Origin of the sequence: Mesorhizobium sp. 2RAF45 (genome assembly GCF_052115225.1) — a bacterium.
Lineage (GTDB): Bacteria > Pseudomonadota > Alphaproteobacteria > Rhizobiales > Rhizobiaceae > Mesorhizobium > Mesorhizobium jarvisii.
The window spans coordinates 398,398-413,542 of sequence record NZ_JBFRGG010000001.1; the positions used below are offsets into that span (position 1 = coordinate 398,398).

At 63.3% G+C, this 15,145-nt stretch carries 12 protein-coding genes and 2 tRNA genes; 11 read left to right on the forward strand and 3 right to left on the reverse strand.

Annotation, left to right across the window (positions count from 1 at the left end; all coding sequences use genetic code 11):
- The first annotated feature begins 66 nt into the window (after positions 1–66).
- The 11 genes from AB4Z43_RS01990 to AB4Z43_RS02040 all read left to right on the forward strand — a co-directional run bounded on the left by AB4Z43_RS01990 (position 67) and on the right by AB4Z43_RS02040 (position 11,742).
- Positions 67–3,087, forward strand: coding sequence for a caspase family protein (locus tag AB4Z43_RS01990; protein WP_441935624.1), 3,021 nt, complete (start codon positions 67–69; stop codon positions 3,085–3,087).
- Between the two features lie 98 nt (positions 3,088–3,185).
- Positions 3,186–3,734, forward strand: coding sequence for a histidine phosphatase family protein (locus AB4Z43_RS01995; RefSeq protein WP_019858642.1), 549 nt, complete (start codon positions 3,186–3,188; stop codon positions 3,732–3,734).
- 229 nt (positions 3,735–3,963) lie between these two features.
- Positions 3,964–4,039: transfer RNA gene (locus AB4Z43_RS02000), tRNA-OTHER, on the forward strand.
- A 1-nt stretch (position 4,040) separates the two neighbouring features.
- Positions 4,041–4,108 (forward strand) — tRNA-Asn (locus AB4Z43_RS02005).
- A gap of 361 nt (positions 4,109–4,469) precedes the next feature.
- The gene (locus AB4Z43_RS02010) at positions 4,470–5,612 is read left to right on the forward strand and encodes a slipin family protein (RefSeq protein WP_038647339.1); all 1,143 of its coding nucleotides are present in this window, start codon (positions 4,470–4,472) and stop codon (positions 5,610–5,612) included.
- Positions 5,613–5,845: 233 nt separating this feature from the next.
- Positions 5,846–6,127: an acyl carrier protein gene (locus tag AB4Z43_RS02015; protein ID WP_010909964.1), complete on the forward strand. Its 282-nt coding sequence runs from the start codon at positions 5,846–5,848 to the stop codon at positions 6,125–6,127.
- A 56-nt stretch (positions 6,128–6,183) separates the two neighbouring features.
- A complete protein-coding gene (locus AB4Z43_RS02020) occupies positions 6,184–7,374 on the forward strand; it encodes a beta-ketoacyl-ACP synthase (protein WP_441935629.1) in 1,191 nt (396 codons plus the stop codon).
- A gap of 47 nt (positions 7,375–7,421) precedes the next feature.
- Positions 7,422–8,693: a beta-ketoacyl-ACP synthase gene (locus AB4Z43_RS02025; RefSeq protein WP_441935630.1), complete on the forward strand. Its 1,272-nt coding sequence runs from the start codon at positions 7,422–7,424 to the stop codon at positions 8,691–8,693.
- 37 nt (positions 8,694–8,730) lie between these two features.
- Complete coding sequence (locus AB4Z43_RS02030; RefSeq protein ID WP_010909967.1) at positions 8,731–9,759, forward strand: zinc-binding dehydrogenase; 1,029 nt, start codon at positions 8,731–8,733, stop codon at positions 9,757–9,759.
- Between the two features lie 13 nt (positions 9,760–9,772).
- Entirely contained in the window at positions 9,773–10,759 is a 987-nt protein-coding gene (locus tag AB4Z43_RS02035) for a lipid A biosynthesis lauroyl acyltransferase (RefSeq protein WP_441935632.1), read from the forward strand.
- A gap of 149 nt (positions 10,760–10,908) precedes the next feature.
- Positions 10,909–11,742 carry a class I SAM-dependent methyltransferase gene (locus tag AB4Z43_RS02040; RefSeq protein ID WP_441935634.1) on the forward strand — a complete coding sequence of 278 codons (834 nt, stop codon included), beginning with the start codon at positions 10,909–10,911 and terminating at the stop codon, positions 11,740–11,742.
- On the opposite strand, the gene AB4Z43_RS02045 is transcribed toward AB4Z43_RS02040, so the two are convergent.
- The 3 genes from AB4Z43_RS02045 to AB4Z43_RS02055 form a co-directional block, all read right to left on the reverse strand.
- Complete coding sequence (locus AB4Z43_RS02045) at positions 11,727–12,944, reverse strand: NAD(P)-binding domain-containing protein (protein ID WP_441935636.1); 1,218 nt, start codon at positions 12,942–12,944, stop codon at positions 11,727–11,729. The genes AB4Z43_RS02040 and AB4Z43_RS02045 overlap by 16 nt on opposite strands.
- Position 12,945: 1 nt before the next feature.
- Positions 12,946–14,229 carry a carboxylate--amine ligase gene (locus tag AB4Z43_RS02050; RefSeq protein ID WP_441935638.1) on the reverse strand — a complete coding sequence of 428 codons (1,284 nt, stop codon included), beginning with the start codon at positions 14,227–14,229 and terminating at the stop codon, positions 12,946–12,948.
- Between the two features lie 264 nt (positions 14,230–14,493).
- A complete protein-coding gene (locus AB4Z43_RS02055) occupies positions 14,494–14,925 on the reverse strand; it encodes a L,D-transpeptidase (protein WP_441935640.1) in 432 nt (143 codons plus the stop codon).
- Between the last annotated feature and the right edge of the window lie 220 nt (positions 14,926–15,145).

Consider the following 15,145-nt stretch of genomic DNA (forward strand, 5'->3'; position numbering starts at 1 on the left):
ATTTGATCATGGTAGGCTGGCAGCGTTATAGAGGGTTTGGAGTATCAGGGCGGGCACGAACGACAAATGACCTTTGTCGAAACCTCAGGACGCAACCTTCTTGCGCGTGTGTGGCTGACGGCTTTCGTCGCCGCGCTATTTTGTCTTGCCGCGACGGCGTTTGCATTGGCCGAGACGAAAAGCCTCAAGGGCGTGGCGCTGATCGTCGGCCAGTCGAATTACCTGCACATCGCCGCCCTGCCCAACCCGGCCAATGACGCCCGCGACATGGCCAAGATGCTGACCGACCTCGGCTTCGACGCCCGCAACGTCACCGATCGCGATGCCGCCAAGCTGAAGCGCGACCTCGAACGTTTCGTCGAGGATGCCGAGGGAGCCGACGTCGCCCTCATCTATTACTCCGGCCACGGCATCGAGGCCGGCGGCGAGAATTATCTGGTTCCGGTCGATGCCGACATCTCGTCGCTGAAGGATGCCGATAACGCGCTGGTGCCGATTTCCGCCGTCATGGACGAGTTGAAAAAGACCGTGCCGGTGACGATCATGCTGCTCGATGCCTGCCGCACCAATCCGTTTCCGGCGGACGCTTTGGTGCGCCGGGCGCCGACCGCTTCCGCCGAGCCGATCGGCGCTGGCGGGCTGGAACCGGTGCGCGGCGCCAAGGCGCTTGCCAATGCGTCGGCGCAGGATGCGAGCCTGGGCACGGTGGTCGGCTTTGCCGCCGAACCGGGTCGCCCGGCGCTGGACGGAGCGGTCGGCGAAAACAGTCCCTATGCCGCCGCCCTGCTGCGCCACCTCGCGGCGATGAAAGGCACGGAGTTCGGCTCCGTCATGCGCATGGTGACCGAGGAAGTCTATCTCGACACCAAGGCCAAGCAGCGCCCCTGGGTCAACGAAAGCCTGCGCCGGCTGCTTTATTTCGGCATCGCGCCGCCGGAGCCGACCGGTGACGACGGGCTGATCACCGGCGAAAGGCGGCAGCTACTCTTGACCATCTCCGACCTGCCCGACCCGAAGCGGGCGCAGGTGGAACTGGCCTCGCTGCAAGACGGCGTGCCGCTCGACGCGCTCTATGGCGTGCTGAGGGCGCTGGGTACGGACAAGATCCCCGAGGATCCGACCGACCTGCAGAAGGTGCTCGACGCCCAGGCCGAGCGCCTGAAGAAGATGATGTCCGAGCGCGCGGCACTGCGCACCGACGATCCCGAGATCAAGCGGCTGGTTGCCTCGGCCGACAAGGCCATCGGCCAGGGAGCGATGGTGACGGCGCGCAAATTCCTCGACGATGCGGTCGGCAGGGTCGAGCAGAACAGCGGTGCGGTCGACGAGGCCGAGGAACTGGTCAGGCAGAAGCGCATCGCCGACGCCGCCATCTATGCCAAGCGCGCCGACGCCGCAGCGCTGGTCTTCGACTACAAATCCGCCGCCAACGACTATGCCAAGGCCTTCTCGCTGGTCGAGAAATGGGACGACAAGCTGCGCTGGAACTACAAGAATCAGGAAGCCGAGGCACTCAACGCCCACGGTTCCGCCACCGGCGATCTCGATGCACTGCAGCACGCGATCGAAGCCTATCACGTTATCCTGAACTTCATTCCCAATGGCGAGCAGAACAAGGATTGGGCCATCACCCGCAACAACATGGCGGTGGTGCTGCAGACCATCGGCGAGCGCGAGACCGAGACCGCGCATTTGGAAGAAGCCGCGCAGATCTTCCGCGATTCGCTCGTCGTCTTCGAGCGCGAGAAGGACGACCCCAACTGGGCGGCGGCGCAAAACAACCTCGCCAATGTCCTCTTGAAGATCGGCGAACGCGAGAGCGACCCGAAGCGGCTCAATGAGGCAGTGGCGGCGATGCGCGCCACGTTGGAAAAGCGCCCTCGCGACAAGCTGCCGCTCGACTGGGCCGCTTCGCAGAACAATCTCGGCCTCGCGCTCTATGCGCTCTCCCAGCGCGAACCCGCCGGCGAGCATCTGAAGGACGCCGAAGCCGCCTACCGGCTGGCGCTTGAAGAGTACACGCGCGAGAAAGCCCCCGTGGAATGGGCGATGGTCGAGAACAATCTCGGCAACACGCTGGTGACGCTTGGCATCCAGCTCAACGACAAGGCCAAGATCAACGAGGCGGCCGATGCCTTCCGCGCCGCGCTGAAGGTGCGAACCCGTGAGACCTTCCCGGTCTCCTGGGCGACCAGCCGGCTCAACCTCGGCAACGCGCTGAGCGGCGTCGCCCGCTTCGACATGGGCACCGACACGCTCGAAGAGGCCGCCGCGGCCTATGACGATGCGTTGACGGTGTTTACCCGGCAGCGCTTCCCGATGGACTGGGCGTCGGCGCAGAACAATCTCGGCTCGATCTACCAGACGCTTGGCCAGCGGACCCGCGACGCGGCCAGGCTCGAACAGTCGGTGGCAGCATTCCAGGCGGCGCGGCAGGTCTATGTCAGGCGGAAATTCCCGCAGGATTGGGCCATGAGCTACTACAATCTCGGCAACACGCTGCAGTTGCTTGGCGGCGTGACGGACAAGCCCGAGCACTACAGCGAGGCAGTCGACGCCTACAGCAATGCGTTGCGCGAGTACAAGCGCGAGACAAACCCGCGGCAATGGGCGCTGGCCCAGGCCGGCCTCGGCTCGACGCTGCACTGGCTCAGCATGAGCAATGCCGATCCCAAAATCCTGCGGGATTCGATCGCCGCGCGGCGGGCAGCACTCGAAGTGCTGACCATCGAGACGGCGCCGGTCGACTGGGCCAACGCCCAGAACGGCATCGGCATGAGCCTGCTCAATCTCGGCAATATCGAACGGACCGGAAAATATCTCGACGAGGCCGAGGCGGCTTTCACGGCAACGCTGAAGGTCTTCACCAGGGAAACCCAGCCCCTGCAGTGGGCCTTAGAGCAGAACAATCTCGGCGACATCCACTGGAACCGCGCCAGCTATGGCGGCGGCAAGGCCGAGTATCTCAGGGCTATCGCGTTCTTCGAGAATGCCAAGCAGGGCTTTACCGAAGCCGGCTACACCGTCCCCATCCCGCTTACCGACCAGAAGATCGATCTGGTGAAGAAGCAGATCGCCAAAAAGTGAGGCTGGGGCGTCTGCAACGCCCGCTTGTCTTTGTGCCGGTGTTCCGATCCCTATATGCGATGACAGGAACCCGATGACGGGCTCCTGGAAGGACTGCGATGATCCGATTTGCCCTGGCCCTGTTGCTGTTCGTCGTTCCCGTGGCGGCCCATGCCACGGATGCCGGCTGGGCGCTGCTGCGCGATGGCGGCCATGTCGTGCTGCTGCGTCATGCCATGGTCACCGGCACCTCCGACCCCGCCAATTTCGACATCGACAGCTGCGCCACCCAGATCAATCTGTCGGCGCGCGGCAAGCAGCAGGCGAGCAAGATCGGCGCCTTGTTTGCCGCCCGCGCCGCGCCGATCGAACGCGTGCTGTCCAGCCGCTACTGCCGCTGCCTCGACACCGCGCGTATCGCCTTCGAGGCCGAACCGGAACTGTTCGCCCCGCTCGATCTCCTGAAGGGCGACGATGCGCAGAAGGCAGCACAGATCGCCGCCATCATGAAGGAAATCCGCGCCTATTCCGGCTCCGACAATCTGGTCATGGTCACCCATCTGGAAGACATCGTGGCGCTGACCGGCGTGTCACCGCGCGAGGGTGAGGCCGTGGTCGTCGAGCCGCAAGGCGACGGTCTGCGCGTGCTCGGCCGCGTCACCTTCTAACGAACCGATCCGCGCCTCCAACGTTGGATGCGAGTGTTGCCGAAATACCACTGCTGAAAGAAGCCACGAATTGGCCGCGACAATGCCGCTTGCGACAACCCGTCGCAGGCTCTATAGCCGCGCTCCCGGTCACGAGAACCGAAGTGAGCACAACGGTTGGAGCTTTCGTCTCCGCCCGTGCAGGCGGCATTGCCGCCCTGTATACGGCGCCGCTTTGGGGATTGGGATCGCGGATGTAGCTCAGTCTGGGAGAGCGCCGGATTTGGATCCGGAGGTCGCAGGTTCGAATCCTGCTGTCTGCACCACGGATAGCTCAGTTTGGTTAGAGCATCAGATTGTTAATCTGACTGTCGAAGGTTCGATTCCTTCTCCAACGGCCTGATAAGCCGACACCTTTGGGTGGTGTTATCCAGAAAACGGTCCGGGGACCGGAATGCTGAAGACCTGACGGACGGCCGAAGCCTTCGGGCCAAGGCCGTTTCGAAAGGTCCGACGCCATCGGCTCGCGGCCAGGTCCGCGGTGATGGTCAAGGCGCATCGTCGCCGGCAAGGGAGGCTTCGGCCTCCGGCGCCCGCTTCGCTGCCCCGCGATCCGCTCCCGAGGGCCCGCCACGGATCGATGCCACCGGTCCCCGGATCATTCGTGCCGGAAGACGATGTGAAACGAGAAACGAAGGGAAGATCGACGCATGAGTTGACGCCTCGCATGGGGCCATGCCCGACAGGAGTAAGACAATGACTGTTCTCGACAAGGTTCTTGGACGCGAGCGCGTCCTCGTAAGGGAAAACGAACGTGCCCTCACCCTCCACAAGGGTGAGATCAAGGCCGTCCTGATGCCGGGCGAGCACTGGCTCGCCAACCGGCGCGGGAGCCTGGAAGTGTCAAGGCACGATCTGAAGAACCCGGAATTCGTTTCGGCATACGAGAAGGCGTTGTTCGACAAGCTCCCGGATGTGGCCGCGCGTCATTTCACCGTCGTTCGCACCGGGCGCACGGATGTCGCCATTATCGAGCGTGACGGCAATCTGCATGCCGTGCTGGCGCCGGACCGCAAGCTGGTGCTGTGGACGGATGCCGGGCCGTGGACGGTGGCCGTGATCGACGCGTCGGCCGATCTCGCCATCGATCCGGCGGTCATGCGCCGGCTCGGCCAGGCCCGGAAGGCGGAGTTGATGTCGGTCCATCCGGTCGTCGATGGCCAGGCGGGGCTGCTGTTCGTCGACGGTGTCCTGGTGCGGACGCTTGCCGCGGGCGTGCATGGCTTCTGGAACGTCGGACGCATGGTGCAGGTGAAGGTCGTCGACCTCAAGCGCCAGTCGCTCGATGTCGCCGGGCAGGAAGTGCTGACCAAGGATCGCGTGACGATCCGCGTCAACATCGCCGCCGAATACCGGGTCGTTGACCCGGTCAAGGCGGTGAGCGCCGTGAAGGACTTCTCCGAGGCCCTTTATCGCGCCCTGCAATACGCCTTCCGCAAGACGCTGGGCGCGCTGACGCTCGACCAGATCCTTGAAAAGAAGGTGACGGTCGACGAGGAAGCCGCGGCCAAGGTCCGTGCCGACATGGCCGAGATCGGCGTCGAGGTCAGCGATATCGCGCTCAAGGATGTGATCCTGCCGGGCGAGATGCGCGAGATCCTCAACCAGGTGGTTTCGGCCGAGAAGCAGGCCGAGGCCAACGTCATCCGCCGCCGCGAGGAGACGAACGCCACGCGTTCCCTCCTCAACACGGCCAGGGTGATGGCGGAGAACCCGGTGATGCTGCGGCTGAAGGAGCTCGAGGCTCTGGAAACCATCGCCGGCAAGGTCGAGCGGCTGACCGTCCACAACGGAACGGGCGGGCTGCTGAACGACCTGGTCAAGCTCCGTGACAGCTGATGCATGTCGCCCAAAAGTGGTTTCCGGTTTTGGGAAAACGACATGCATCGAAACCGAGACTAACCTGACGTAATGGGAAGGGCCGCCGGGTTGACCGGCGGCCCTTCTTGGGTTTCTTGGGCACGCTTCCCATCTGCGCCCGGACTATCAGGCCTTTTCCTGCCGGGAAAAACCGATTAGACAGCGCCCAAACAGGATGCGGACAGATTCCGCCCCCAAAGAAGGAAAAGCCCTTGTCCACCACGTTCGACAAAGTCGCCAAGATCATTGCCGACACCAGCGAGATCGATATCGACACCATCACGCCCGAGAGCCACACGATCGACGATCTCGGCATCGACAGCCTCGATTTCCTCGACATCGTCTTTGCCATCGACAAGGAATTCGGCATCAAGGTGCCGTTGGAAAAGTGGACCCAGGAAGTCAATGACGGCAAGGCTTCGACGGACGACTACTTCGTCATGAAGAACCTGTGCGCCAAGATCGACGCGCTGGTCGCCGCCAAGACCGCCTGACATCAGTTGAGCGCGCAACCTTGACGCGCTTTGCCGCCTGACCCACAAAGCCGCCCATGAGTAGCCCCCGCGACGTCGTCATCACTGGTATCGGCCTTGTCTCCTCGCTGGGAGAAGGCCCTGACGCCCACTGGCAGAAGCTCGCGCAACCGGGCCTGCAGCCGGTGCTCGAAGCCGCGCGCTTCGCGCCCTATACCGTTCATCCGCTGCCGGAGATCGACTGGAACCTGCAGATCGCCAAGCGCGGCGACCAGCGGCAGATGGAGACATGGCAACGGCTCGGCACCTATGCCGCCGGCCTTGCGCTCGATGACGCCGGTATCAAGGGCAATGACGAGCTCTGCGCGACCATGGACATGGTGGTGGCCGCCGGTGGCGGCGAGCGCGACGAGGCGGTCGATGCCGCCATCCTTGCCGCTTCGGAAAGCCGCAACGACCGCGACGTGTTGCTCAACGAGAAGCTGACCACCGAATTGCGGCCGACCTTGTTCCTGGCGCAGCTTTCCAACCTGCTCGCCGGCAACATCTCCATCGTCCATAAGGTGACGGGCTCCTCGCGCACCTTCATGGGCGAGGAAGGCGCAGGTGTTTCCGCCGTCGAGACGGCCGCTGCCCGCATCCGCTCGGGCCAGTCCACACATGTCCTGGTCGGCGGCGCGTTCCAGACCGAACATTCCGACATGCTGCTCGGCTACGAGCTTGCCGGCTATCTGCATCGCGGCCCCTGGAAGCCTGTCTGGCAAAGGCAGGGTGCCGAGGGTGGCGGCGTGGTCTCCGGCTCCGGCGGCGCCTTCCTGGTGCTGGAACAGCGTGAACACGCGGAAAGCCGTGGGCGCAAAATCTATGCCGAGCTCGGACCGGTCGTCTCCGGCCGGGCCAGGCGGTCGCGTGGAAAACTCGACGCCGAAATCGCCGGCTTGCTGAGCCAGGCGGCGCTGCCGAACGGCAAGCTGCTGGCGCTTTCGGGTGCCTCGGGCGCGCATGCGGCAACATCAGCCGAGAAAACAGCGCTCGATGCCGACGGGACAATTGCCGCACGCGGCTTCTCGACGCTGACCGGACACATGAAGGAAGCGCAGTTTCCGTTCGCCGTGGCGCTTGCCGCACTCGCCGTCGACCGCAAGGCCGCCTACCCCGTCTTTGACGCCGCAGCCGAGAAGCCGTTCGAAGGCATTCCCGCAAGCGTCCTTGCAACGGCGATCGGCTATCACCAATTCGAGGGCATGGCGCTGGTCAAGTCGGCGTAAGGCGGCGCCAGCCATGTTGCAGAGATGAACCGCTCGAGGGCTTCCCGATGACCAATTTCAGAGATCACATGGGCAGACCCATCGTCGCCGTCACCGGCATCGGCGTGGTGACTTCGCTTGGCGTCGGCAAGGCTGACAATTGGGCGGCGCTGACCTCGGGCAAGTCGGGCATCCACCCGATCACCCGCTTTCCGGTCGACCACCTCAACACCCGCATTTCTGGTATGGTCGACTTCCTGGACTCAAGCGCGAAGGGCGCCAGCCCCCTCACCTACGAGCTAGCCGAAACCGCCGCGCATGAAGCCGTGGCCGAATCCGGCCTCGATTCCAGTGATTTCGGCGGTCCCCTCTTCCTCGCCTCGCCGCCCGTCGAGCTCGACTGGCACGAACGCTTCTCGCTCTACAATTCCGACAAACAGGACGCCGGCGCCGAAAGGCTGCTGCGGGTGGCGCGCGGATTGAAGGAACTCGACATCTTCGAGACCACCCAGTTCGGCTCGATCGCCGACAGGCTCGCCGACCGGTTCGGCACGCGTGGTCTGCCGATCACGCTGTCGACCGCCTGCGCCTCGGGCGCCACCGCCATCCAGCTCGGCGTCGAGGCGATCCGCCGCGGCGAATGTGACCGGGCGCTGTCGATCGGCGCCGACGGCTCGGCGACCGCGGAGGCGCTGATCCGCTTCTCGCTGCTGTCGGCGCTGTCGACCCACAACGACATCCCGGAAAAGGCGTCAAAACCGTTTTCCAAGGACCGCGATGGTTTTGTCCTCGCCGAAGGTTCGGGCGCGCTGGTGCTGGAATCACTGGAGGCAGCCCTTGCCCGTGGCGCCACCGTTCTTGGCATTCTGCGCGGCTGCGGCGAAAAGGCCGACGATTTCCACCGCACCCGCTCCAAGCCTGACGGTTCGCCGGCAATCGCGGCGGTTCGCGCCGCCCTTGCGGATGCGGGCCTGAGCAAGGACGAGATCGACTACGTCAACGCCCATGGCACCTCGACGCCGGAAAACGACAAGATGGAGCATCTGTCGCTGTCGACCGTGTTCGGCGAGCGCATCGGCTCGATGCCGGTCTCGTCGAACAAGTCGATGATCGGCCACACGCTGTCGGCGGCAGGCGCCGTCGAGGCAGCGTTCTCGCTGATGACAATGCGCGAAGGCGTCATTCCACCGACCATCAATTACGACAATCCCGACCCGGCGATCGTGCTCGACGTGGTGCCCAACAAGAAGCGCAATGCCGAGGTTCGCAGCGTTCTGTCGAACTCCTTCGGCTTCGGCGGCCAGAACACTTGCCTTGTCATGGCGCGGGAACCGGTCTAAGCGAGCCACTTCCGCTCGAACAGAACCGACAGGCCTTATGCGCGCACTGCAACTTATCGAGGACCGCCGTCTTGAAACGGTGGACCTGCCGCCTCCCCCGCCACCCGCGCTCGGCGAAGTCACGCTGCGCATCAGGGCGGTGGCGCTGAACCACATCGACGTCTGGGGCTGGCGCGGCATGGCCTTCGCCAAGCGCAAGCTGCCGCTGGTCGTCGGCGCCGAAGCCTCCGGCGAGGTCGAGGCGGTCGGCCCCGGCGTGTCCAGCCTGCTGCCCGGACAATTGGTGTCGATCTATGGCGCGCGCACCTGCGGCCTTTGCCGTGCCTGCCGCGAAGGCCGCGACAATCTTTGCGAACATGTTTCCGGGGTCCACGGCTTCCACCTCGACGGTTTTGCGCAGGAGAAGATCAACCTGCCGGCGCGCCTGTTGGTCCCCGCCCCGCCCGGCGTGAGCGACATCGGCGCCGCGGTGGCCCCCGTCACCTTCGGCACGGTCGAGCACATGCTGTTCGACAACGCCAGGCTTCAGCCGGGCGAAACCATCCTCGTCCATGCCGGCGGCTCCGGCATTGGTTCGGCGGCGATCCAGCTGGCCAAGCGGATGGGCTGCACCATTATCACCACCGTCGGTTCCAACGACAAGATCGACAAGGCCAAGGCGCTCGGCGCCGACCACGTCATCAACTACCGCGAAGACCGCTTCGAAGGCGTCGTGCGCAAGCTGACCAAGAAGAAGGGCGTCGACGTCGTCTTCGAACATGTCGGCGCTGACACCTTTGCCGGCTCGATGCTGTGCCTGAAGCGCGGCGGCCGCTTGGTGACTTGCGGCTCGACATCAGGCGTATCGACGCAGATCAACCTGATGCAGCTCTTCCAGCAGCAATTGAAGCTGCTCGGCTCCTTCGGCTGCCGCATGGAGAACATGGCCAACGCCATGCAGAAAATGGCGGCGGGACAGGTCGCGCCGGTCATCGACACCGAAGTCGGCTTCGACGATATCGACGCAGCGCTAAAGCGCATGGAAGGCCGCGACGTCTTCGGCAAGATCATCCTGCGCGTCGCCTGAGGCCTTGACTCCGGTGCTCAAGAAGTTTCGCCGCGATCTCAGGTTTCGCTATGGCAGGCAGCTGCGCCAGCTGAACTACTGGCTGGTTGCGCGGGCGGCGATGATCATCATTTCGGTGCTGCGCCTGCTGCCGGTCGACAGCGCGCTGAATTTCGCCGACCGCATCGCGCGCTTCATTGGTCCCAAGGTCGGACGCCATCAGGTCGCCATCGGTAATTTGCGCAAGGCCTATCCGGAAAAGAGCGAGGACGAAATCCAGGCCATCGCCTCCGATATGTGGGGCAACATGGCCCGCCTTGCCGCCGAATACATCTTTCTCGATGCCCTGTTCGACTATGACCCGGCCGCCAGCAAGCCCGGCCGCGTCGAGGTCAAGGGAATAGAGCATTTCGTCGAGATCGCCGCCGAAAAGCAGCCGCACATCGTCTTCACCGGCCATCTCGGCAATTTCGAGCTGCTGCCGGTAGCGGCGGCGACCTTCGGCATGAACATCACGGCGCTGTTTCGTCCGCCGAACAACCCCTATCTTGCCGACTACATCCTCTCGACGCGGCGCTCGACCATGGGGGCGCTCCTGCCGTCGATGGCCGGCGCCTCATTCGCATTGGCCGGAGTGCTGGAAAACGGCGGCAATATCGGCGTCCTTGTCGACCAGAAATTCTCCAACGGCCTGGACACGACATTCTTCGGCCGCCCCTGCCAGAGCAACCGTGTACTGGGCACGCTTGCCCGACACTATGACTGCGACGTCTATCCGGCGCGTTGCATCAGATTGCCAGGCAATCGCTTCCGCCTCGAGATCGAGGACAGACTGGTCTTGCCGCGCACCGCCGACGGCAGCGTCGACGTCCACGCCACCACCCAGATGTTGAACGACGTGGTCGAGCGCTGGGTGCGCGAGGATCCCGGCCAGTGGATGTGGTTCCACAAAAGGTGGGAGATCAGCGACTCGCGCCGTAAAAAGCAGCCGCAGGCAAAGACGCCGGCCGCGAACAGCTGATCTCCCCCGCTGCAGTGTTTGCCGCTGCCATTTCCGGCACTCATGGGCCTGCGATCCAGACATTCGTAACGTTACTGGTCAGGGAATCTTAAACGACCAGGGCGCACATACCCCAGGAGATGTTCATCGACTGGGATGGAGCCCGTGGCATGACGAATATCGAAATGCCGCGCCTGGATCGGGATGGCCTCGAAGATCGTTCCTTCGGCCGTTTTGGCCGGGCATGGTCCCATATCCGTCAGAATGGCTTGCTGGAGCCGCTCAGGCTTGTCCATCGGCATGGCCTCGGCGCGAGCCTTGGCTTTGTCCAGCGTAACATCAGGCATATGCTCGCCGACCGTATCGCCCGGAAATGGGATCGCCGGCACGGCGTCGATACGGCCGGCTCGATCCAGCTCGGCGCCCTTAATGTCGTCGGCCCGCACCGCGCCATGGGCAATGAAGCCGTCTGCACGTCGCCCAGAACCTTCGACTTCATCATGAAGTCGCTGCCCCGCGATCTCCACAACCATACGTTCATCGACATCGGCTCTGGAAAATCGCGAACCCTGCTGCTGGCCTCGCAATATCCGTTCGCCGAGATCATCGGCGTGGAGTTCGCACGCGAACTGGCGGACATCGCCCGAAGCAACATCGAGCGCTTCCGCGACCCGTCGCAGAAGTGCCGGGCGCTCAGCGTCGTCGAGGCCGATGCGGCGGCCTACGATTTTCCCCAAGTGCCCCTGGTGGTCTATTTCTACAATCCCTTCTCGAAGGACGTCTTCGACATCGTCCTGATGAATCTCGTGTCGTCGCTCGAACGCCACCCGCGGGATTGCTTCATCGTCTATGGCAGCTCAAGCCATCGCGCGATCGACTGGGCAAGGCCAGCCATCCGCGAAACCGGTATTTTCCGGGAATTGGCCGTGCCGGCCATACCCGGCTTCCTCGATGCGGTCCGCACCATCGACTATGCGGTCTTCCAGGTTCAGGCTGCGGTGTAACGTCTGTCTTTCGCTCTCTGAATGAACCGCGCGACGGTGCGCGCGGCAAACGGCGTGCCGGCGGTGAACCGCATCAGCGGGCCGAAACTGCCGACCGCGCTCGCGCCGACGAAATGCAGGCCTGGGATGCCGGATTCGAACCCGGCGGAAAGCAGGGGCAACCCGTCCCGGCGGGCAATCGCGGCAAGCATGGCGGGCGCGAACAGACCGAGCTTGGCAATATCGATCCGGTAACCCGTGCCGAGCAGGACGTGATCGAAGGTGGCGGCATCCTTCTCGAAACGCAGTTCAATGCCATTGTCCTTGGCGGACGCACTGATGATCCTGCTGCCGGCCCTGATCTCTATCCGTTCGAAATCCGGCTTCAGCCAGCCCGTCGCGCCGGCGCCGAGGCTGCGCCTGTTGAGCCCGGCACGGGCTGGCTCCGGGAACCGATGCACGAAACCTGGGACCTCGACCAGCCAGGAAATCGGGAACGGGCCGACCCTGGACGGCGATGCGAGCCGCCCCGACAGGAAGTCGCGCAGGCTCCAGTTCTGCTTTCCCGACAGCGCCCGATAGCCCAGCCAATGGACGTCGCCATGGCAGATGAGTTCGACATCGGCCCCGTTTCGTTTGAGCAGAACGGCGGATTCGCAGGCGCTTTGCCCACGTCCGATGACGGCAACGCGCTTGCCGCGGAAGGCCTCATAACCAGTATGTTCACTGGCATGGCTGACCAGTTCTTTTGGGATGCCGTTGAAGACAGCGGGGATCAGTTGCTGGTTCATCAGGCCGGTGGCAACGACGACGCGACGCGCCTTCAAGGCATCGCCATCGGCCAGTGCCAGACGAAATCCGCCGTTCGCCTTCTCGACGCGGTCCACCTTGCGCGTGTCCAGATCCGGAACCGTCTGGGCCTGGATCCACAATCCATAGTCCACGAAGTTTTCGAGCAGCAGCGGTTCGCGGGGCGAGATTCCGAGGACCTTTGCATAGGAATCGAGCGAGAGCGGACCTTTGGTGCGGCCGATATAGGTCGCGTGCCAGGGCGAGCGCAGCCTCATGCCTCTCGGCATATGGTCGCGCCAGAAGGACATCGCGCCGCCAAGCGTGAGCGTATCGACACCTGCTCCCTTGAGGGCGGAAGCGACGGCCAGTCCAAAAGGACCGGCACCGATCACGGCCACCTCGCAGTCGGTCCTGGGCGTGAAAACGGTCATATCAGCGGTCTCGCCTGTCTGTTTCTGCAGCCGTGGAACTCACTCCGTCACGCCGCCGTCCTAAACATTTCCCGGTTAAGATTGCGGAAAGTATCCGTCGCGTCAGCACTCTCCAGCCAGTCAACGGCACGTCGATCAGGCCCGGCATCGGGTCATTCTCCTGGAATGTCGCCCATGCCCGTACTTCTGTGAATGAGCTGAAATAGGCGCGTTTTGCCAACCGGCCGCTCGAGATCAGCTTGCCGGCCGCCACAATATCCCGAACCAGATACATCCACGACGTGGCGGGCCGCGCTGAAGCTGTCCTTACCGTCTGGCCCGATTTGATCGCCCAAAGCATGGCGCCGAGGTCGACGCCGGCGGCGGCGCCCAGCCCAAACCATGTCCACGGCCGTGGATTGACGTCGAGCACCTTCATCGAGCCATCGCGCGCATCGCGCTTGAATTCGACCTCCACCAGTCCGTGATGCGCGATCGATCCAAGCAGCCGGCGCGCGGCGTCGATCAATTGCGGTTCGTCGACTACCTCCACGAAGGTGCTGGTGTAGCCGAAATCGACCGGATATTGCCGCGTGCGGCGGGCGGTGAATTCCGCCACCGGCGCGCCCTCGTTCCAGAGCGCTGCGTAAGAGAACTGGCCCTCGCCTCCGCCCGGTATCATTTCCTGAATGACGACGTTCTCGCTGCCGATCTCGTCGGCAGCCCAGATATAGGCTTTCAAAAACGCTGCTTTGTCATTGGCGAGAACGGCCTTGGCACGCGCAAAACGGCTGCGCCCGCCCATGTTCGGCTTCAGGATCGCGGGAAAGCGAAGTTCGGCTGCCTCTGCCTGATCGAGCGAATTGATCTCATAGGTCAGCGGAACGGCAAGCCCCAGTTCGCCCGCCCGGCGATACAGCAGCGGCTTCTCGCAAACCCATTTCAATTGCTGCCAAGGCGGCAGCACCACGTCGAACGAGGCGGACAACTGGTCGATCGACTGCGATACGAAGCGAACTTCTGGATCGCCGCCGGCGATCAGCAGAAAACCGCCCAGCCCATGAACCTTGGCCAGATCGAGCAGGAAGGCGACGGCACCACCGTCGTCGGGGCCGGGCCACGTCATTGTCCGCTGGGCATATCGCGAAAAGCTGGGCAACGGCGTGTCGTTGCTCACCAGCCAGACAGGCACTTTTTGAGCGCCGAAGCTTCTGGCCAGCGCCAGCGTCCCGTGCGCCCCGCCAAGAATGAGCGCCCCGGCGGGCCGGCTGGGAAGACCATCGTCCATCTGTGACTGGGGATGCATCTGTCAATTCCAGCAAACGGCACGCAATGGCAGGTTTCCCGGCGAACCGATTGATCAGCCGGCAATATTTAAGCTACCCCTAATAATTCAAACCGCCCGATACTGCCGATTGTCCTCAGCCAGACATTGGCATGGAAAGCACACCCCTTATCCCTCGGCAATAGCCGTCCTTCTCGGAACAGGGTAAACCTTGGCCGATTGTTGATGCCGTCAGTAAAAAGTCTCGCGCCGGGCTCCGCCCGGCAACGAGATTTGGGCGTGCGGTTAGTTCGTCACGACGATGCGCGTGTTGCCGAAGCCCACTTCCCGCACCATGGAATAGAAGGTCGCGGCATTGGCCGTGTGCAGCCGCACGCAGCCATGCGAGGCCGGACGGCCGAGTTGCCTGACGGCGCCTGTCCCATGGATGGCATAGCCGCCATGGAAGAACACCGAATAAGGCATCGGCGACATCTCGTATTTGCGCGAATACCACATGCGTGCGGTCCGCTGCGGCCGATAGGTACCACGCGGCGTGAAATAGCCCGGACGGGCAGTCGATACGACCCAGCGATAAACCTCCGACCCATACCGCACCGTCATCGTCTGTGACGACACGTCGATATTTGCTTCCAACATCGCCGCGTAACTTGCGGACGGCGTACCAAACAGCGCGGTTGCCAACATCGCCGCTGCTACGAGAAAGTACTTCTTCATGCGATCAAACCCCTTTGATTGCCCCTTGCCGTCTTGCCATCACGTTGTTTTTCACCTTTTTAATGGCGGTGAACGGATAGCACACACTCCTTGATCAATTTGCCAATCCAAAGCAGCGAATTTGAACGATTTCCCGCGATAGTTGCCACCACGACACGCCGCACCGGCTTGATTGCCGGCGGGCTTGCAATGCAACGTCGTTCGTTGCTCAACTCTCCTG

Coding starts and splice junctions, on each gene's coding strand:
- AB4Z43_RS01990 (WP_441935624.1), top strand. CDS start 67: ATGACCTTTGTCGAAACCTCAGGACGCAACCTTCTTGCGCGTGTGTGG.
- AB4Z43_RS01995 (WP_019858642.1), top strand. CDS start 3,186: ATGATCCGATTTGCCCTGGCCCTGTTGCTGTTCGTCGTTCCCGTGGCG.
- AB4Z43_RS02010 (WP_038647339.1), top strand. CDS start 4,470: ATGACTGTTCTCGACAAGGTTCTTGGACGCGAGCGCGTCCTCGTAAGG.
- AB4Z43_RS02020 (WP_441935629.1), top strand. CDS start 6,184: ATGAGTAGCCCCCGCGACGTCGTCATCACTGGTATCGGCCTTGTCTCC.
- AB4Z43_RS02025 (WP_441935630.1), top strand. CDS start 7,422: ATGACCAATTTCAGAGATCACATGGGCAGACCCATCGTCGCCGTCACC.
- AB4Z43_RS02030 (WP_010909967.1), top strand. CDS start 8,731: ATGCGCGCACTGCAACTTATCGAGGACCGCCGTCTTGAAACGGTGGAC.
- AB4Z43_RS02040 (WP_441935634.1), top strand. CDS start 10,909: ATGACGAATATCGAAATGCCGCGCCTGGATCGGGATGGCCTCGAAGAT.
- AB4Z43_RS02045 (WP_441935636.1), bottom strand. CDS start 12,944: ATGACCGTTTTCACGCCCAGGACCGACTGCGAGGTGGCCGTGATCGGT.
- AB4Z43_RS02050 (WP_441935638.1), bottom strand. CDS start 14,229: ATGCATCCCCAGTCACAGATGGACGATGGTCTTCCCAGCCGGCCCGCC.
- AB4Z43_RS02055 (WP_441935640.1), bottom strand. CDS start 14,925: ATGAAGAAGTACTTTCTCGTAGCAGCGGCGATGTTGGCAACCGCGCTG.